This is a genomic window from Paraburkholderia sp. BR10923, assembly GCF_040948765.1.
GTDB classification, from domain to species: domain Bacteria; phylum Pseudomonadota; class Gammaproteobacteria; order Burkholderiales; family Burkholderiaceae; genus Paraburkholderia; species Paraburkholderia youngii.
The window spans coordinates 565,269-583,827 of the sequence record NZ_JBFPKO010000001.1 but is presented as its reverse complement, the minus strand read 5'-3'; the positions used below and the strand labels follow the sequence as shown (position 1 = coordinate 583,827).

General features: G+C 64.6%; 20 protein-coding genes. 3 read left to right on the top strand and 17 right to left on the bottom strand.

The annotated features are described in order from the left end of the window. Positions 1 to 18 precede the first annotated feature (18 nt). The 11 genes from AB3X94_RS02630 to AB3X94_RS02580 form a co-directional block, all read right to left on the bottom strand. Positions 19 to 531, bottom strand: a complete 513-nt coding sequence (locus AB3X94_RS02630) for an ureidoglycolate lyase (RefSeq protein ID WP_368610712.1) — start codon at positions 529 to 531, stop codon at positions 19 to 21. Beyond that, positions 528 to 1,538, bottom strand: a complete 1,011-nt coding sequence (gene alc / locus AB3X94_RS02625) for an allantoicase (protein WP_368610711.1) — start codon at positions 1,536 to 1,538, stop codon at positions 528 to 530. The genes AB3X94_RS02630 and alc overlap by 4 nt, the downstream gene beginning before the upstream one ends. 67 nt (positions 1,539 to 1,605) lie before the next feature. Further along, positions 1,606 to 2,127, bottom strand: a complete 522-nt coding sequence (gene uraD, locus AB3X94_RS02620; RefSeq protein WP_368610710.1) for a 2-oxo-4-hydroxy-4-carboxy-5-ureidoimidazoline decarboxylase — start codon at positions 2,125 to 2,127, stop codon at positions 1,606 to 1,608. Beyond that, positions 2,124 to 3,074 (bottom strand): allantoinase PuuE, encoded by a 951-nt coding sequence (gene puuE / locus AB3X94_RS02615; RefSeq protein ID WP_176108315.1) that lies wholly within the window; start codon positions 3,072 to 3,074, stop codon positions 2,124 to 2,126. The genes uraD and puuE overlap by 4 nt, the downstream gene beginning before the upstream one ends. Positions 3,075 to 3,284: 210 nt before the next feature. Further along, positions 3,285 to 4,079 carry an aspartate/glutamate racemase family protein gene (locus tag AB3X94_RS02610; RefSeq protein ID WP_176108314.1) on the bottom strand — a complete coding sequence of 265 codons (795 nt, stop codon included), beginning with the start codon at positions 4,077 to 4,079 and terminating at the stop codon, positions 3,285 to 3,287. A gap of 55 nt (positions 4,080 to 4,134) precedes the next feature. After that, on the bottom strand, positions 4,135 to 5,616 hold the full coding sequence (locus tag AB3X94_RS02605) for an NCS1 family nucleobase:cation symporter-1 (RefSeq protein ID WP_368610709.1): 1,482 nt from the start codon (positions 5,614 to 5,616) through the stop codon (positions 4,135 to 4,137). A gap of 368 nt (positions 5,617 to 5,984) precedes the next feature. Next, positions 5,985 to 6,698, bottom strand: coding sequence for a GntR family transcriptional regulator (locus AB3X94_RS02600; protein ID WP_176108312.1), 714 nt, complete (start codon positions 6,696 to 6,698; stop codon positions 5,985 to 5,987). A gap of 319 nt (positions 6,699 to 7,017) precedes the next feature. Beyond that, positions 7,018 to 7,944 (bottom strand): muramoyltetrapeptide carboxypeptidase, encoded by a 927-nt coding sequence (gene ldcA, locus AB3X94_RS02595; RefSeq protein ID WP_176108311.1) that lies wholly within the window; start codon positions 7,942 to 7,944, stop codon positions 7,018 to 7,020. 26 nt (positions 7,945 to 7,970) lie between these two features. Beyond that, positions 7,971 to 8,585: a tRNA adenosine(34) deaminase TadA gene (gene tadA / locus AB3X94_RS02590; protein WP_368610783.1), complete on the bottom strand. Its 615-nt coding sequence runs from the start codon at positions 8,583 to 8,585 to the stop codon at positions 7,971 to 7,973. 113 nt (positions 8,586 to 8,698) lie between these two features. Further along, a complete protein-coding gene (locus tag AB3X94_RS02585; RefSeq protein ID WP_176125601.1) occupies positions 8,699 to 9,100 on the bottom strand; it encodes a DnaJ family domain-containing protein in 402 nt (133 codons plus the stop codon). A 513-nt stretch (positions 9,101 to 9,613) separates the two neighbouring features. Next, a complete protein-coding gene (locus AB3X94_RS02580) occupies positions 9,614 to 10,213 on the bottom strand; it encodes a 2'-5' RNA ligase family protein (RefSeq protein WP_176108309.1) in 600 nt (199 codons plus the stop codon). 103 nt (positions 10,214 to 10,316) lie between these two features. Here AB3X94_RS02580 and AB3X94_RS02575 point away from each other — a divergent pair, with 103 nt between their 5' ends. After that, positions 10,317 to 10,679, top strand: a complete 363-nt coding sequence (locus AB3X94_RS02575) for a hypothetical protein (RefSeq protein WP_368610708.1) — start codon at positions 10,317 to 10,319, stop codon at positions 10,677 to 10,679. 44 nt (positions 10,680 to 10,723) lie between these two features. Here AB3X94_RS02575 and guaA read toward each other — a convergent pair whose 3' ends face one another. The 3 genes from guaA to guaB form a co-directional block, all read right to left on the bottom strand. Continuing rightward, positions 10,724 to 12,307 carry a glutamine-hydrolyzing GMP synthase gene (gene guaA, locus AB3X94_RS02570; protein ID WP_176368964.1) on the bottom strand — a complete coding sequence of 528 codons (1,584 nt, stop codon included), beginning with the start codon at positions 12,305 to 12,307 and terminating at the stop codon, positions 10,724 to 10,726. Between the two features lie 215 nt (positions 12,308 to 12,522). Continuing rightward, entirely contained in the window at positions 12,523 to 13,242 is a 720-nt protein-coding gene (locus AB3X94_RS02565) for a hypothetical protein (RefSeq protein ID WP_176108306.1), read from the bottom strand. Positions 13,243 to 13,248: 6 nt separating this feature from the next. Beyond that, positions 13,249 to 14,709: an IMP dehydrogenase gene (guaB, locus tag AB3X94_RS02560; protein ID WP_176108305.1), complete on the bottom strand. Its 1,461-nt coding sequence runs from the start codon at positions 14,707 to 14,709 to the stop codon at positions 13,249 to 13,251. 296 nt (positions 14,710 to 15,005) lie between these two features. Between guaB and AB3X94_RS02555 the strand changes: the two genes are divergently transcribed. After that, positions 15,006 to 15,992, top strand: coding sequence for a DMT family transporter (locus AB3X94_RS02555; RefSeq protein WP_368610707.1), 987 nt, complete (start codon positions 15,006 to 15,008; stop codon positions 15,990 to 15,992). Between the two features lie 70 nt (positions 15,993 to 16,062). Here the strand turns inward: AB3X94_RS02555 and AB3X94_RS02550 are convergent, their stop codons facing one another. Together AB3X94_RS02550 and AB3X94_RS02545 are read right to left on the bottom strand one after the other, a co-directional pair. Continuing rightward, positions 16,063 to 16,395: an RnfH family protein gene (locus AB3X94_RS02550; RefSeq protein WP_368610706.1), complete on the bottom strand. Its 333-nt coding sequence runs from the start codon at positions 16,393 to 16,395 to the stop codon at positions 16,063 to 16,065. Then, positions 16,392 to 16,829: a type II toxin-antitoxin system RatA family toxin gene (locus AB3X94_RS02545; RefSeq protein WP_013089685.1), complete on the bottom strand. Its 438-nt coding sequence runs from the start codon at positions 16,827 to 16,829 to the stop codon at positions 16,392 to 16,394. The genes AB3X94_RS02550 and AB3X94_RS02545 overlap by 4 nt, the downstream gene beginning before the upstream one ends. Before the next feature lie 100 nt (positions 16,830 to 16,929). Here AB3X94_RS02545 and smpB point away from each other — a divergent pair, with 100 nt between their 5' ends. Continuing rightward, positions 16,930 to 17,376: an SsrA-binding protein SmpB gene (gene smpB / locus AB3X94_RS02540; RefSeq protein ID WP_013089686.1), complete on the top strand. Its 447-nt coding sequence runs from the start codon at positions 16,930 to 16,932 to the stop codon at positions 17,374 to 17,376. Positions 17,377 to 17,477: 101 nt separating this feature from the next. On the opposite strand, the gene AB3X94_RS02535 is transcribed toward smpB, so the two are convergent. Further along, a complete protein-coding gene (locus AB3X94_RS02535; RefSeq protein WP_176108302.1) occupies positions 17,478 to 18,425 on the bottom strand; it encodes an SPFH domain-containing protein in 948 nt (315 codons plus the stop codon). Positions 18,426 to 18,559: the final 134 nt, after the last annotated feature.

The window sequence follows — 18,559 nt, the reverse complement described above, 5'->3', positions numbered from 1 at the left end:
CCGGCAGCTGCATTGCCATCAAACCGCCACCGCGCTCAACGCATCTTCCGTGAGCCAGAGCGACTCCGCCAGATCCTGCTCGTTCAGATTGAGCCCCTCGCCGCCACGATCGACGACGATAAAGTCGCTCATCTCGCCCAACGCGATCAGCGGATGGTGCCATACGCCCTTCGCGTAGTTGACGCCCTGCCAACCACTCGTGACGAACGCGCGAATCTTCGCCGCGTCCAGTTCGCCCGCGGGTGCGACGACGACCAGATACGGCTTGTCGTTCAGCGGCACGAATGCCTGGCTGCCGAGCGGATGACGCTCGAGCATCTTCACTTCGAACGGCAGCGCGCGCGGCTGGCCACGAAACAGATTGACGAGCGTGCGGCCGTGCTCGTCGGTCACGTCGACTTTCGCGAGGTCGTGATAGCGGATCGTCGTGCCGCGGTTGATCGGAATCTGCTTCGCGCCTTCGAGTTCGATCACGTCGCCGAATGCGGCGAACGCCTCTTTCGTCAGCGGTTCGATGGCGAGCGTTTTCATTCGAGCGTACCCCACAGACGCAGACGCGACACACCGCCGTCCGGATAGATGTTGAAGCGCACATGCGTGACGGGCCCGAGCGCCGCGATCTCGCTTTCGAAGAAATGCTGCTTGTCCATCTGCAGTTTCTGCTCGCCGAGCAGCACCGGCCAGAACATCGCCTGCGTGACGAGCGAGCTATCGGTGCCTCCCTTCACGTACGCGGCCTGGATCGAGCAGCGATCCGGATAGTTGCCCTTGAAGTGCGCGGTGTCGACTTCGATCTTGCGGATCACGCCCGGCTGCGCGAGCGCGATGATCGCCCAGTCGTTGCCCGGCTCGCGACGACGACGCGTTTCCCAGCCATCCCCCATATTCACGCCGCGGCCCGGCATCAGCAGCGTCGAGGCCGCGCCGAAGTGCTGGTTGTTCGCGCCGACCAGATATGCGCCGTTTTCCATCGCCGCGAGATCGAACTGCTCGGTGCGGCTCGCGCCCGCCCAGTCCACCTGCGGCTGACCGTACACGCGCAGACGCGCGATGCCGCCGTCCGGATAGATGTTCACGCGCAGATGCGTGTACGCGTTCGCGTCGGCGACTTCGAGGTAGTGGTGGCTATTGCCCTGCAACGTGGTGGACGGCACGATCTCGGTCCATTGCGTCGACTGGTTCGGCTCGCCATCGACGGCCCGCGCCGCTTCCACCGACGCCGCCGGCGGGAAGTTGCCGGTGAAGTGGCTGGTGTCGAGGTCGAGTCCCTTGATCACGCCCGGCCGCGCGAGCTTGACGACGCACCAGTCGTAGCCGGTCGTGCGCTTGCGGCGCGTTTCCCAGCCGTCCATCCACTTGCCGTTGTCGTCGTACTTGCCCGGAATGAAGACGGCCGGTTCCGGATTCAGCATGCGGTCCTTCGGCGCGAAGAATTCGTCGCTAGCCTCGAGCGCCTGCGCGCCCAGACGCGGGTCCGCCAGATTCACGTAACGGCGCGTGAATTCCGGTGCGTTGGGGTCGAGAATCGGAAGTGCCATCTTTGTCGTCCTTGATATCGATTGGTGCGGGAAAAACGTTGCGGCTCGTTGCGTGACGCGGTGCGCGTCACACGCGGATCAGGTCGTCGAGCCGCAAACGTGCAATGCGATAGATCTGATCGAGGCTCGCGCGCATTTCGTCGGCCCGGCTATTGTTCACGCGCGATTCGAAGTTCGCGATGATGCCGTGGCGGTCATAGCCGCGCACCGCGAGAATGAACGGAAAGCCGAACTTCTCGCGATATGCGTGATTGAGCGCATGCAGCTTGTCGAACTCTTCCTGCGTGCATTGCGCGAGCCCGGCGCCGCTTTGCTCGCGGGTCGATTCGGCGGTTAGCTCGCCACGCACCGCGGCGTTGCCGGCCAGTTCCGGGTGCGCGTTGATCAGCGCGAGCTGCTTGTCCTCGCCCGAGGTTTCGACGATCTGCGACATGCTGCGATGCAGTTCCTCGATGCTCGCGAACGGCCGCTGCCGCGCCGCAATCTCCGCGACCCACGGCGAGTGCTCGAAGATGCCCGACAGCGTCGCAACGAACGCGTCGGTCGAGAGGCTGTTGAGTTGGTCCAGGGTGTATTGCATCGCCTTCATGCCGCAGCCTCGCGGTTGTCCTGTTGGTAAGGATGAGTCTCGTGCCAGTGCCGCGCGATATCCATTCGCCGCGACACCCATACGCGATCGTGCTGTTCGATGTGATCGAGAAAGCGCTGCAGCGCGCGGAAACGCCCCGGCCGTCCGAGCAGCCGGCAGTGCATACCGATCGACAGCATCTTCGGCACTTCGTCGCCCTCTTCGTACAGCACGTCGAACGCGTCGCGCAGGTAGGTGAAGAAGTGGTCCGCGGTGTTGAAGCCTTGCGGCGTCGCGAAGCGCATGTCGTTGGTGTCGAGCGTGTACGGCACGATCAGTTGCGGCACGCTCTTGCCGCCCGCCACCTCGACGTCCATCCAGAACGGCAGATCGTCACCGTAGTAATCGGAGTCGTACAGGAAACCGCCGTATTCGGCGACCAGCCGATGGGTGTTCGGACTGTCGCGGCCGGTGTACCAGCCGAGCGGCCGCACGCCGGTCACCCGCTCGATCGCCTCCATGCCGAGGCGCATGTGCTCCGCTTCCTTCTCCGGCGACATGTCCTGATAGTGAATCCAGCGATAGCCGTGGCACGCGATCTCATGCCCGAGTTCGACGAACGCCCGCGCGACTTCCGGATTCCGCTCGATCGCCATGCCGACGCCGAACACCGTCAGCGCCAGGTCACGTCTTTCGAATTCGCGCAGGATGCGCCACACACCCGCGCGCGAGCCGTATTCGTAGATCGACTCCATGCTCATGTGCCGCGCCGGATACGCCGCCGCGCCAACGATCTCCGACAGGAACTGCTCGGAACCGGGGTCGCCGTGCAGCACGCAGTTTTCGCCGCCCTCTTCGTAGTTGAGGACGAATTGCACCGCGACGCGCGCTCGCCCCGGCCAGTTCGCGTGCACCGGGTGGCGGCCGTAGCCGATCAGATCGCGTGGGTAGTTCGGGTCGAGTGGCATGGTTTGACGGATGCGTAGTGACGGGACCAGGAATTTGCGTGAAGCTCGCGCATGAAGCTCGAGCTCGAAACCCCTCGGCAACGACGCCGGAACTGACCTTTGCAAGCGCTCGTTCCGAGGCTTCAGCGGCGGCCGAAGCCGCCGCACCGAGTTGACCCAGTGTAGCGAAAACGCCCCGGTGAGCCCATACGGCCGGGCAGATAGTGCGTGTTACAGCGAGTGTATGTGCGCGTCCGCCTGGGTCTCCGCCGAGTCGGCGTTTACCCGCAGCGGGCCGGGGCTGAACGAGGCGAGCGCGCCGTCGTAGCGCTTCGTGAGCGGCCGTGCATAGTCGCCGCGCTTGGCCGTCGCGAGACGCAGCGCCACCAGTGCCTCGGTCCATTTGACGGCCGCCGTCACGCCTTCGATCACCGGCGCGCCGAGCGCGTCCTCGATCTCCGCGCATAGCTCGGCCATGCCCGCGCAACCGAGCACGATCGCGTCCGAGCCGTCCTCGTCGAGCGCGCGCCGGCATTCGTCGAGGATGATGCGGCGCGCCGCCGAGCCGGGCTTGTCGAGATCGAGCACGGCGACGTCGGTCGCACGCACGTTGCGGCAGAAGCGCTTCATACCGTAGCGCTCGGCCAGATGCCAGGCCATGCCGCAGGTGCGCGCGAGCGTCGTCACGACCGAAAAGCCCGGCGCGAGCACGCTCGCCGCGTGCATCGCCGCCTCGGCAATGCCGATCACCGGCCCGCGCGCCAACTCGCGGGCCGCGTAGAGACCCGGGTCGCCGAAGCACGCGATCACGTAGCCGTCGCAGCCTTCCCGCTCGCCGGCCGCGACTTCGGCGAGCAGACCGGGCGTGGCGAGCGCTTCGTCGTAATAGCCTTCGATCGACGGCGGGCCCATCGTCGGATTGACGGCGATCACTTCGGTGCCGGGCGCGGCGACCTCGCGCGCGCAGTGCCCCATCGCCTCGGTCATGCGGCGCGTCGTGTTCGGATTGATCAGTTTGATACGCATGGCGACTCCTGTTCGACTCATATTGCAGCGGCGAAAACATGGCGCTCCATGAAGCTCAGCGCGCGAGCATCCGGTAAAACAGCGCGCCGAGTCCCGCGCCGATGAACCACGAGAAATTCGCGAGGCCGTCGAGGCCCGGCACCATCACGCAGATCACCGCGAGCAGCGCGGCAGGCAGCAACGCGGCCACCGCGCGATAGTTGACGCCGTTGCGATACCAGTACGAGCCGTTCGGCGCAACCGTGTACAGATCGTCGAGCACGATCTTCTGACGCTTGACCAGATAGAAATCGACGATCAGGACGCCGTACAAAGGTCCGATGAAGCTGCCGAGCACGTCGAGCGTGTAGTGAATCACGGCCGGATTGTTGAACAGGTTCCACGGCGTGATGAACACCGAAGCGACCGCCGCGAGCATGCCGCCCGCACGCCAGCTGATGAGGCGCGGTGCGACGTTCGAGAAGTCGAAGGCCGGCGACACGAAGTTCGCGACGATGTTGATGCCGATCGTCGCGATTGTGAAGGTCAGCGCGCCGAGAATCACGGCCATCGGATAGTCGATGCGGCCCACCGTTTCGACCGGGTCCGTGATCAGCTCGCCGAACACCGGCAGCGTGGCCGCGGTCGTGATCACCGTCACCAGCGAGAACGCGAGAAAGTTGACCGGCAGGCCCCAGAAGTTGCCGCGCTTGACGCTGCGAAAGCTCTTGCCGTAGCGCGAGAAGTCGCCGAAATTCAGCATCGGTCCGGAGAAGTACGACACCACCAGCGAGATCGCCGTGATCATCACCGGCACCACTTCCATGCCGTGATATTTGACGCCGCCGAGGTTGATGCCGATGTTGCGCCAGCCCGCGCGATACACCATGTAGCCGGCGAGAATGAACATCACGACGTAGACGGCCGGACCGGCGAAATCGATGAACTTCTTGATGGTCTCCATGCCATGCCAGAACACCAGCGCCTGCAGTACCCACAGCAGCATGAAGCCGGCCCAGCCGAGCGTCGACAGACCGAGCAGGCCATGCCGATGCACGTCCGCGTATGGCAGCAGTTGCGGCACGAACTTCAGCACGACGATCACGAGCGCGCTCGACGCGAGATAGGTCTGGATGCCATACCACGCGACCGCGATCAGGCCGCGGATCACCGCGGGCACGTTCGCGCCGAGCACGCCGAAGGTCGCGCGGCACGCGACCGGATACGGCACGCCGTTCAGCTGGCTCGGCTTCGCAATCAGGTTGCACAGCACGTTCACGAGCGTGATGCCGACGAGCAACGCGACCAGCACCTGCCAGCTCGTCAGGCCGAGCGCGAAGAGACTCCCCGCGAATACGTAGCCACCCACGCTATGCACGTCCGACATCCAGAACGCGAAGATGTTGTACGCGGTCCAGTTCTGCGCGCGCAGCGGCGCGAGGTCCGCGTTGTAGAGCCGCTCGCTGTAGCCGGCCGGCATCGACGGACCGGTCTGGGCCGTGCCTTCCGGATAGTTGGGGATGGGGTGACTGCCTGGCGCTGCACTGAACTGAGCCATGATTCCTCCTTTGGATAGGGACCGTCGAAAGCGCATCGACGGACATTGCATCGGCCATGCCAGTTGCTCGCTTCTTGCCCTGTATGGGTCGCAGAAGTCGGCGTCGTGGTCCCGGACCGTGCCGCGCGTGTCTCCGTACTGACGTACTTGTGGTTGTCGCATCGCCGGCCGCCGCGGATTTCCGGCGATGCGTCGCTACCCTAAAGTCCGTCGTCTCGCGACGGACGTGCGTGTTCAGGCCGTCGGCGCTCACGCGAGGCCGCCCTGCCGTGCATCTATCGGTTCAGTTCGATTCAGTGCGGCGCGCACCACCAACGGGCGCTCGCCTGCTACCTGCCTCAGCCTGGGGTGGAGTCGGCTTCGGCTCTTTACGTTGATGTTTCTTTCGGCGCGAGCGCACCGAATACTTCGTGCAGATCCGCTGCACCGCGCGCGGGGCGCTCCAGCATCTTCAACTCGACGCTTTGCAGATGGCGCGACATCAGCGCGGCCGCCTGCTTTGCATCGCCGGCGTCGAGCGCGGCGAGAATCGCTTCGTGGTCCTCGAACGAGCACGGGCTGCGTCCGAGCGACTCGTACAGCGCGGAAATCAGCGTGGAACGCGCGACCAGCCCGTTCAGGCAATCGCACAGCACCGAGTTGCCGGTCAGGTTCGCGAGCTCCGTATGAAACTCGCCCGACAAGCGGATCCATGCCGGAAAATCCCGCGTTTCGAATGCCTTGCGTTCCCGGCCGATCATGCCGCCGATGTTCTTCAGACGCCGCATGCCGTGTCCGCTACAGATCTTTTCGACGACGGCCAGCTCGATGATGCGGCGCATTTCGAACACCTCGTGCACCTCCTGCAACGACGGACTCGCGACGAACGCGCCACGGTTCGGCTCGAGATCGACGAGCCGCTCACCTGCCAGCTGCGACAGCGCCTGACGGATCGGGCCGCGCTTCACGCCGAATACTTCGCATAGCTGAGCTTCGGTGAGCTTCGCGCCGGGTGCCAGCCGATGCTCGAGGATCGCCGCGCGGATGCGCTCGGCGATTGCTTCGGGCTTCGAACTGTTCGCGACTGATTCGGTGTCGGACATGATTGGCGTCTCGGTATGTTGGTCATCATAGGACGGACACAAATATTGTCAACAATTTTTGCGTCAATTTTCGACAGTTCTCGTGCTGCGTTGCGTCAGGGAACGCCTGCAAGTCAAGCTGCGCGGCTGTCTGACGGAAATATTCCCCGTTTTCACGGCGCCAAGCCGACCGTTGGCGGCCGGGTTTTTGTCAACAAAAACAAAAAACATTGGCGACGGATGTGGGAGGTGGTGAGCTGCATAATGCAGACAGTTAGTTGCGTTGATAACGCGAAAAAAAGCGGGCTATTCGCCCGCCTCTGCCCCACCCACGCGGGCTTCAGCCAAGGCTCGGATAGCCCGATGCCGTCAGCCTGAAGCCATGCGCATTCGCGACCAGATGCGCATTAGCGCCGACCGGCAGCGTCACCATGTTGTGGACATGCCCGAACTGCAGCCCCGTCACGACTGGAATGCCGATCAGCGAGCGCACTTGCTCGACCATCGCCTGCAGGTCGTAGCCATTGTCGTAGTCGTAGGGCTTGCCGCCCGTGAAGTCGCCGAGCACGAGCGCCTGCTGCTGCGCGAGGATGCCGGCCAGATGCAGCTGATAGATCATCCGCTCGATGCGGAACGGCTGCTCGTTGACGTCTTCGACGAACAGGATGCCGCCCTGCACCGGCGGCATGTACGGCGTGCCGACCAGCGACGCCACCACCGCCAGATTGCCGCCCCACAGCGTGCCCGTCACATCGACGTTCTGCGCTTGCGGCGTGTTGCTCGCGATCGTGAGGGTCGGCTGCGTCAATGCCGACCAGAAATGCCGCATCGTGAATTCGCTGAGTTCCTCGGCGCCGAAATCGCTCATCAGCATCGGGCCGCCAAAGGTCTTCAAGCCGGCGCGCGCGAGCAGCGCCAGTTGGATCGCGGTGAAGTCGCTGTGACCGACGAGCGCGATCGGCTGATCGGTGAGCCGCCGCTGCAGGCCTTCGTAGTCGAGACCGTGCAGAATCCGCACCGCGCCGTAGCCGCCGCGCACGGCCAGCACGACATCGGGCAACTCGCGCGATGGATCGGCGAGCCGGTTCAGATCGGCCGCGCGCTCGCCGTCGGTGCCGGCGAAGCGCTGGTAGCGGCGCTTTGCGGCCGCCTCGCCGTCGACACGATGCCCCTGGGCCCGCAACCGATGCAACGCGCGATGCAACACCTCCGGATCATGCGGATAGCCGGATGGCGCAATCAATTCGATGGTGCGATGAGCGGTCATGGCGAGACCCGTTGGGCGTTGTTGTTTTAGAGCGGCGTGGTTGGGGGCGGTTCGCTGCTCGGGGGTGTTGCGGGGTCAGTGGCGGTGCCAACGGACCCTTCAGCCACTTCACCACGAGCCGCCGCGCGCGCTGCGCGGCTCGCGCGACGCCGCTCGGCAAAAAACGACCTGAGCGCGGCACCGCATTCGGCTTCGAGGACACCGCCGCTGACCGTCGTGTGATGGTTCAACTGGGGATTCGCGAACGCATCGACCACGCTGCCGCACGCGCCGGTTTTCGGATCGCGCGCACCGAACACGACACGCGCGATGCGCGCGTGCATGATCGCGCCGGCGCACATCAGGCAAGGCTCGAGCGTCACATAGAGCTCGCAACCCGGCAGACGATAGTTTTCGAGCGACTGCGCGGCGGCGCGCAGCGCAACCATTTCGGCGTGCGCGGACGGATCGTGCGCGCCGATCGGATGATTGAAGCCCGTGGCGATGACTTCGTCACCGCGCACCAGCACCGCGCCGACCGGTACTTCGCCGGCCGCGCGCGCTTCTTCGGCGGCGGCCTGAGCGAGCGCCATGAAGCGCAAGTCGCGTTCGGAGATGATGGGAGCTTCGGAATTTACGGGAGGGATGGCAGGACCGGCCACAGGTCGATCAGCCGCCGGCGCGGACACTGCGCCGATGCTAGCGTCAACGGATTTCTCGCCGTCCTCGGTTTGCGCCGAAGAGCCGATCGAGGCGGGACACGCGAGCGGCTCGTTCACTGTGAACCTGCTCCCGCCACATCGACATTGCCCACGCGTTCCGACAGACGTTCGGCGATGCGGCGGCAATATTCGCGCGGCAGGACCATCGGGCCGCCGCGCAGCGATTCGAGCGCCATATCGAGCGCGAGCATGCGGGCCTGGAGACGGCAACGGGTCGCCTGATCGCTCACGGCATTCAGCTCCGTTTGCAGGTCGCGCAACGCGCGAAGCTGCTCGACGGCGGGCGGCACGAAGCCCGCATTTTTCAGAATCCGGTTGGCGACGCGCACCTCTTCCGGCACCAACGCGTCGTCGTCGAGGGCCAGCGGCGCGCCCGCGCCCGGCAAGTCGTCGAACTCTCCGCGCGCGGCGGCGGCGGCAATACGCTGTTCGACAAGCGCATCAAGCAATTTCATCTGCAATCCACTACGTTGCGGCCCGAGCATTCTATCAGGGAGTGCACGGGCATTCAGTGCTCCCCCGACGGCATAAAAGCGCCGATTTGCCGGCTATTCGACGTTTGACGGTGCTTCAGCGTCGACTTAGAGTAGGTCATCGAGCCGTACGACGCGCGCAGCGCTTGACTGGCGCGGCAAGCCATGATTTTCCTCCCGTCGAAGTCGATGCCGCGATGTCATTCAAACCGATCAGCCGTCCCAGTACTTTTCCCGTTGCGCATCCGTGTCCTGACGGCGCCGTGCAGCCGGTGCGAGGGAGCCCGCACACGTGTCGGCGCATCGGCGTGGGTACCGCGCTGACGGCGATTGCCGCGGCCTTGCTGCTTTCCGGCTGCGGCGTCTTTTGCGGCGGCGCCGCGGCAAGCGGTGGCGCCTATGCCGGAGGCTGCGGGACAAGCGTGCGGTTCTAACGGTTGCCAGGCGATACACCCGCGCATTCGACGCCGCGGTGGCCGGCGCGCCCCCCGCTCCTCAGCTTCGCCCCACCAACGGCCAGCGCGCGAGAACGATATGTTTGGATCGTCCCAGCAGGCTGTGCATCAGCGCAAACTCGCGCACGTTCCAGCATGCCGGCTCGGCCGGACGGCGCTCGATCCACGGCATCCCGTACGCCAGCGTCACGTGCGGCGTAAAACGTGCATCGGGCTCGATGCCGTCGTCCCGCAAGCTCGCTTCGAGCGCATCGTGAAGCGCCTGCAGTCCGCGCACACCGTGCTCGCCGACCAGCACCGCCGGCCCGAGCCGCGGCTTTTTCGCGAAGCTGGCGATCGCGTCGAATTCGACCGTAAACGGCGCCATGCTGACCGCGGCGGCCGCCCGTTTCGCCGCCTCGACCACATCCGCCGGCAAGCCGCCCGCGAAATTGCCGAGATGCCTCAGCGTCACGTGCAAACGGTTCGCCGCGAGCGCTTTGCCGCGCACGCCGCTGCGCCCGCGTACCTCCGCGCAAAGCTGTTGCGCGAACTTCGCCATGCCGGCCGCGGTATTGGCATCGGGATAAACCGCGAAAAAGAGCCCGTCGGTGGGCGGGGGCGGCGCCTCTAGCCCGGGCAACCACAGTTGTTCAGGCATCGTGCCTCGTTCCCTAGCTGAAATTTTTCCGCCAATTCGCATACCGCCGCACAAGCGGCCCATTGCAGCCATGTTACTGTATATTCATACAGTATGACAGGCCATGCGCAATCACAGCGCGCCACTGGCCGGCCGGCTTGCCGATGCGCTTGTACCAAAGCTCGGTGAAGGACTCAGCGGCCGGCGACAACGAATGCTCGGCGCGTCGGATCAGATTCACGTCGCGCGTAACGAGCGGCGCTTCGAGCCGGCGCGCGACCAGATCGCGGTGCGGAAACGACCCCAGCGGAATGCCCGGAAAAATCGCGATGCCAAGACCGCCCATTTGGGGTTACCGCCGAATCGTGCCGTCGAGATGGGGCGCGGCTCGATCTGGTCTGACATGCCGGTGTCAATCGCGGCGCCGTTCACAACCTGCGAATCCAGCGGCCCAAAACAAAAAAACCCGCGAAAACGCGGGCTTTGATGTGTTGTGTTGCCAGGTCGTGCCGGTACGGTCGGGACGGCTGATCACTCCCACTCGATCGTCGCAGGCGGCTTGCCCGAGATGTCATAGACAACCCGGTTGATCCCGCGCACTTCGTTGATGATCCGGTTCGACACATGCCCAAGCAGTTCATGCGGCAGATGCGCCCAATGCGCGGTCATGAAGTCGAGCGTTTGCACCGCGCGCAGCGCGACGACGTACTCGTAGGTGCGCCCGTCGCCCATCACGCCGACGCTCTTCACCGGCAGGAACACCGCGAACGCCTGGCTCGTCAGGTCGTACCACGACTTGCCGGTTTCCTTGTCGATCGTGTTGCGCAGCGTCTCGATGAAAATCGCGTCCGCGCGGCGCAGCAGGTCCGCGAAATCGCGCTTCACTTCGCCGAGAATCCGCACGCCCAGACCCGGGCCCGGGAACGGATGGCGATACACCATCGAGTGCGGCAGACCGAGCTTCACGCCAAGCTCGCGCACTTCGTCCTTGAACAGCTCGCGCAGCGGCTCGAGCAGCTTCAGGTTCAGCGTCTCCGGCAGACCACCGACGTTATGGTGGCTCTTGATGGTCTGCGCGGCCTTCTTGCCCTTGCCCGCCGATTCGATCACGTCCGGATAGATCGTGCCTTGCGCCAGCCACTTCGCGTCCGTCAATTTGCCGGCTTCGGCCTGGAACACTTCGACGAACTCCGCGCCGATGATCTTGCGCTTCGCTTCCGGATCGGTCACGCCGGCGAGCTTGCCGAGGAATGCTTCGCTCGCGTCGACGTGAATCACCTTCACGCCAAGGTGATCGGCGAACAGCGCCATCACCTGCTCGGCTTCGTTCAGGCGCAAGAGGCCGTGATCGACGAACACGCAGGTCAGCTGATCGCCGATCGCGCGATGCAGCAGCGCCGCCGCCACCGACGAATCCACGCCGCCCGACAACCCCAGAATGACGTGCTCGTTGCCGACCTGCTCGCGAATCTTCGCGACGGCTTCGTCGATGTAGTGGCCCATTTCCCAATCGGCCTTCGCGCCGCAGATCTGCAGCACGAAGCGCTCGAGCATCGCGCGGCCCTGCACCGTGTGCGTGACTTCCGGATGCCATTGCAGGCCGTAGAAGCGGCGCTGTTCGTCGGCCATCGCGGCGATCGGGCACGATTCCGTCGATGCCATCAGCGCGAAGCCCGGCGGCATTTCCAGCACCTTGTCGCCATGGCTCATCCACACCTTGAGCATGCCGTGGCCTTCGGCCGTGGTGAAGTCGCTGATGCCTTCGAGCAGGCTCGTATGGTTGCGCGCGCGCACTTCGGCGTAGCCGAATTCGCGCAGATGGCCGATGTCGACCTTGCCGCCGAGCTGCTGCGCCATCGCCTGCATGCCGTAGCAGATGCCGAGCACCGGCACGCCGAGTTCGAATACGGCTTGCGGCACGCGCGGCGTGTCTTCCTCGGTGACCGAGCTCGGGCCGCCAGACAGAATCACGCCCTTCGGCGCGAAGTCGCGGATGAACGACGCGTCGACGTCGTACGGATGGATTTCCGAATACACGTTGGCTTCGCGAACGCGACGTGCAATCAGTTGGGTGACTTGCGAACCGAAGTCGAGAATCAAGATCTTGTCATGCATGGCAGCGGACGGAATCAGAAGTGAGCGGATACGGAATGCCGCGCACGAGGCGCGGCGATGAGTTCAAAGCGGTCCACGCGGCGACGGTCTCGGCGCGGCGCGGACAGCAAACATTACGATGAAGCACAAAGGCGCGACCAATGGCGGAACTTGCCGCCTGCGATGCGCGCGAACCAAACCCGGTAGCTTCGGCAAACGGCCTGGCGCGCGGCGCTTCAGCCATGAAACGGCGGGCGCGGTGCGCCGGGCACGTCGTTGCTGGTGTCGCGCGCGGCGGGTTCGGATTCGCTCAGGCCAGGCTCGCTTGCAGCCGGACCAAGCGGCGCGGCAGTGGCAACGGGAGCCGCGCCAGCCGGATTCACGGGTCGCGTGACCGGCACGACGGGCTCTGGCACCGGCTCCGCCTGATAGATCGGGAAGCCCGCTGAGGCACGTGGCTCGCGCTTCTGTACGGCATCCTTTTCGGCTTCTTTCGCGGCACGCTTATCAGCCCGGCTGTCGGCCTTGCTCGACGAGGACTTGACCACGCCCCCCTTCTCGCGCCGCCGCACCACACCCGACAGTCGCACGCCGCCAAGCCCGATCACCACCAGCGCGACACCGGCCAGCACCGCCACCATCTGCCCGAAGCCAGTCAGCGACGGCGTATGCAGCCCCAGCAGCCAGACCAGCATCAGCACGCCGATCAGCCAGTGCACATGACCGACGACCTTCGCGACCGTCGAAGTCAGCGCCCCGTCGAACGACGCATGCAGCGCGAGCCATGTGAGCCCGATCAGCGCGACGCCGAACGCCTGGCCGACCAGCATCGGCTCCGTTGGCACCAGTTGCAGCGCGTCGTACAGCGAGATCCACGGCGTCAGCACGAATAGCAGGCCGAACGCCAGCAGCACCAACGCATCGAGGATCAGTACAACGCGCAGCAGTGGCTTCATGGGCGTTTAGTCCACGTGGTAGTTGGGCGCTTCCTTGGTGATTTGCACGTCATGCACATGCGACTCGCGAAGGCCCGCGCCGGTGATTTGCACGAACTCGGCCTTCTCGTTCATTTCGGCGATGGTGCGGCAACCGCAGTAGCCCATGCTCGCGCGCACGCCGCCGATCAGCTGGAACAGGATCGCGTTGACCGAACCCTTGTACGCGACGCGGCCTTCGATGCCTTCCGGCACCAGCTTGTCGATGTTCGCTGAGTTGTCCTGGAAGTAGCGGTCCGCCGCGCCGTCCTTCATCGCGCCGACCGAGCCCATGCCGCGGTACGACTTGTATTGGCGGCCCTGGAACAGGAACACTTCGCCCGGCGACTCTTCGGTGCCGGCGAACATGCTGCCCATCATGACCGCGCTCGCGCCCGCCGCGAGCGCCTTGCTGACGTCGCCCGAGAAGCGCACGCCGCCGTCGGCGATGACCGGCACGCCGGTGCCGTTCAGCGCTTCGGACACGTTGGAGATCGCGGTGACCTGCGGCACGCCGACGCCGGCGACGATTCGCGTCGTGCAGATCGAGCCCGGGCCGATACCGACCTTGACGCCGTCCGCGCCGTATTCGACGAGCGCCTTGGCAGCCGCGGCGGTTGCGATGTTGCCGCCGATCACCTCGACGTGCGGGAAGTTCTGCTTGACCCACTTGACGCGCTCGAGCACGCCCTTGCTGTGGCCATGCGCGGTATCGACGACGATCACGTCGACACCGGCCTGCACGAGCAGTTCGACGCGCTCTTCGTTGTCCGCGCCGACGCCGACCGCCGCGCCCGCGCGCAGCTTGCCGTGCTCGTCCTTGCACGCGTCCGGATGTTCGGTCTGCTTGGTGATGTCCTTGACGGTCATCAGGCCGCGCAGCTCGAACGAGTCGTTGATGACCAGCACGCGCTCGAGGCGGTGGCTGTGCATCAGCGCCTTCGCTTCGGCGAGCGGCGTGCCTTCCTTGACGGTGACGAGGCGTTCGCGCGGCGTCATGATGTTGCGCACCGGCTCGTCCAGACGCTCTTCGAAGCGCAGGTCGCGGTTCGTCACGATGCCGACGAGCTGCGCGCCCTCGACGACCGGGAAGCCCGAAATGCCATGCTGGCGCGACAGCGCGATCACGTCGCGCACTTTCATTTGCGGCGGCACGGTGATCGGGTCGCGCACGACGCCCGACTCGAAACGCTTGACCTTGGCCACTTCACGCGCCTGCTCGGCCGGCGTGAGGTTCTTGTGGATGATGCCGACGCCGCCCATTTGCGCCATGGCGATTGCCAGACGTGCTTCGGTGACCGTGTCCATCGCGGCGGACACGAGCGGCATGTTCAGGGAGATGTTGCGGGTCAGCCGGGTCTTGAGGCTGGTGTCGCGCGGCAGAACATCGGAGAAGGCCGGGACGAGGAGCACGTCATCGAACGTGAGTGCTGTTTGGATCAGACGCATGGCAAATCCTATAGGCGCAAAAGCGAATTATACGCGATACCACCCCGGTTTTCACTGCGCGAACAGCAGCTTAGCGAATTTCAGACGATTTTTTACCGCTCCGGCACGCGCCGATTTCGCTTCGCTTTTCGCGTCGGGTTCGATCGGGTTTCGTTTGCGCGTTCGCAGGCAAACGCTGGACCCTTGGCCGGCGGCCATCGGCGATCGAGCGACACGAATGCAGGATCGAACAAGACGCCCCGTCCGCGAAACCGCTATTCTGCCGCCCATTCCAGGTTATCCAGAAGGGGCAGTCAATGCAGCGCGGTGTCATATATGGGGTCATGGCCGGAGCCTTGTGGGGCATGGTGTTTCTGGTGCCGCGGGTGCTGCCCGACTTCTCCCCGCTGCTGCTCGTCGCCGGCCGCTATTCGATGTACGGCGTGGTGTCGCTCGCCGCGGCGCTGCCGATCGCGCGCTCGCTCGCCAAACGGCTGAGCCGCGAGGACCTGATCGCGCTCGTCAAGCTCGCGCTGGCCGGCAACATCGTCTATTACCTGCTGCTGACGGCCGCCGTGCACCTGATCGGGATCGCGCCGGCCTCGCTGATCGTCGGCGTGCTGCCGGTCACGGTCACGTTGATGGGCCGGCGCGATCACGGCGCCGTGCCGCTCGCGCGCCTCGCATGGCCGCTCGCGACCGTGATGGCGGGCATCGTGTGCATCAATATCGACGTGTTTACGGTGGCCGGTGCGGCGCCGGTGAGCATCGCGACGCGCTTGCTCGGCGTCGCCTGCGCGGTGGGCGCGCTCCTTTGCTGGACCTGGTTCGCGGTTGAAAACGCCCGCTACCTGCAGCGTCAGACGCATTTCAGCGGCAACGAATGGTCGGTGCTGTGGGGCGTCGTGACGGGCGCGCTCGGCGGCGCGTTGTGGCTGGTGGTCGCGGTGCTACCGGCCGGCGGCCCGCAGGGCCAGCTGGCCGATGCCCGGTGGCACACGTTCTGGCTGCTCAACCTGGTGCTCGCGATCGGCGCGTCGTGGCTCGGCAACGGTCTGTGGAATGCCGCGGCAAAACGGCTGCCGCTGACGCTGTCCGGCCAGATGATCGTGTTCGAGACGCTATTCGCGCTGCTCTATGCGTTCATTTACGACGAGCGCCTGCCTCGCCCGCTCGAACTCGCGGCGATCCTGCTGCTGGTGACGGGGGTCTGGCGGTCGGTGCGCCGACATTCGGACGACGATTCGTCGGGTACGGCGCGCATCGAGGGCAGGGACGAGAAGGCGCAAACGGCGGCGCCTTGAGGTGATGTGACGTGATGATGTGACGCGGGCGGCGGGCGAAAAAATTCACCGCCCCGCCGACTCGCGCCGCCTAGCGCGAATCCTTGTTCAACCAGCGCCGCCCCTCGATCGACCCAGCCTTGCGCGTCTTTTCGACGCGCCGTTGGCGCGACACCTTCGGATCGACCAGTAAAGGCCGGTAAATCTCGACGCGATCATGGTCGGCCAGCACCGTATCGAGCGGCTTGAGCTTGCCGAACACGCCCACCTTCTGCGTGTTCAGATCGATCGACGGAAAACGCCGCAGAATCCCGCTTGCGTCGATCGCCTGCCTCAGCGTCGCGCCTACGGGCAACTCGACCGCAATCAACGCCTGCTCGCCGGCGAGCGCATAGCAGACCTGAACCGTTAGCCGCGCGCTCATGCCTGACCATAGCGCTGATTGGCGCGCTTCACGAAAGATTCGACGAAGGTATTGGCGATGTGATTGAACACCGGCCCGATGATCTTCTCGAGCAGGATGCTGGTGAACTCGTAGTGCAGCGCGAATTCGATCTTGCACGCATCCGCGCGCAGCGGCGTGAAGCGCCAGAAACCGGTGAACTTGCGAAACGGACCATCGGCGAATTCCATGTCGATGCGCGTGGGGCGCTCCATCGAGTTGCGCGTGGCGAAATGCTGCTTGATGCCCTTGAAGTTGATATCGATCCGCGCCTCCATGCTGGTGTCGTCCCGGTGACGAATTTCGATGCCGCCGCACCATGGCAGGAAGTTGGGGTAATCGTCGACGTCGGTGACGAGGTCGAACATCTGTTCCGCCGAATGGCGAATCAACACGGTTTTCTGGACATCTGCCATAAATTGAACAGCGCGTGGCAAGGGTGGATGAGCGCGGCGGGCTTTCCTTGTCCCGCTTTGCTAAAATCGTAATTTTAAACGAGTTGGGCACTTTCCATTCATGAGCATCATCGACAACAGAAAAGCCTTCTACGACTATTCGGTCGAGGAACGCTATGAGGCCGGCCTCGTGCTCGAAGGATGGGAGGTCAAGGCGTTGCGCGCAGGGCGCGGCCAGATCAAGGAAGGCTACGTGGTGATCCGCAACGGCGAGTTGTTTCTGATCGGCACGCACATCAGCCCGCTGCCCGAAGCGTCGACGCACATCCATCCCGATCCGGTGCGCACGCGCAAGCTGCTGCTGCATAGCGAGGAAATCAGCAAGCTGATCGGCAAGGTCGAGCAGCGCGGCTACACGCTCGTGCCGCTGAATTTTCACTACAAGAACGGTCGCGTCAAATGCGAGATCGGTCTCGCGAAGGGCAAGAAGATGCACGACAAGCGCGAGACCGAGAAGAAGCGCGACTGGGAGCGCGAGAAGGCGCGTTTGATGCGCTCGCCGACGTAAGCGCGATTCGTTTGCGGCTCACGCAGAAAAATGGCCCGCACATCGATGGCGGGCCATTTGCTTTTTGTCACGCGCTCATTGCGCGCCGATTGCTCAGTTCGTCAGCGCAGGTCGCTTCGCGGCGGCTCCGCTGCCGCCCTGCCCTTGTTCACGATCGTCAGCGCAGACGCGATCATCGAACTCATGTTCGACATGTCGCCCGGCACGATCAGTGTCGTGCCCTGCTTCGCGAGGTTCGAAAACGCGTTCACGTACTGTTCGGCCACTTTCAGATTGACCGCGTCCATGCCGCCGTTCAGTTGGATCGCCGCGGCGATCTTCTGGATCGCCTGCGCGTTCGCCTCGGCCACCGCCAGAATCGCCGCGGCCTGGCCCTGCGCCTGGTTGATCGCCGCCTGCCGCTCGCCTTCGGACGTCTGGATCGCCGCCTCGCGGCCGCCCGACGCGATATTGATCTGCTCCTGCTTGCGCCCTTCCGAGGCCGCGATCAGCGCGCGCTTCTCGCGCTCGGCGGTGATCTGCGCCTGCATCGCGTGAAGGATTTCCTTCGGCGGCGTCAAATCCTTGATCTCGTAGCGCAGCACTTTTACGCCCCAGTTCGAGGCCGCCTCGTCGAGCGCGGACACGATGCTGTGATTGATGAAATCGCGCTCTTCGAAAGTCCGGTCGAGCTCCAGCTTGCCGATGACCGAGCGCAGCGTGGTCTGCGACAACTGCGTGATCGCGAACACAAAGTTGCTCGATCCGTACGATGCCTTCATCGGATCGGTGACCTGGAAATACAGCACACCGTCGACCTGCAGTTGCGTGTTGTCGCGCGTGATGCAGACCTGACTCGGCACTTCGAGCGGAATCTCCTTCAGCACGTGCTTGTACGCGACCCGATCGACGAACGGAAACGCGAAGCTCAGACCCGGCGTCAGCGTCGCGTGATAGCGGCCGAGGCGCTCGAGCACCCACGCATGCTGCTGCGGCACGATCTTGATGGTCTGCGACGCGAGCACGATCACGACGATCAGCAGCACCGCCCCGACGATGGTTGAATCCATATCGCTACCCTCCGCTTCTGCTTCGAATTGTTGTGCGCAGGTTGGTCGGGCCTGCGTGTTCAGATTAGGCTCTGGTGCTTCGCTTTGTGAACGGACATCGATGAGCGCGTGTGGCGAACACCGCACCCAACACT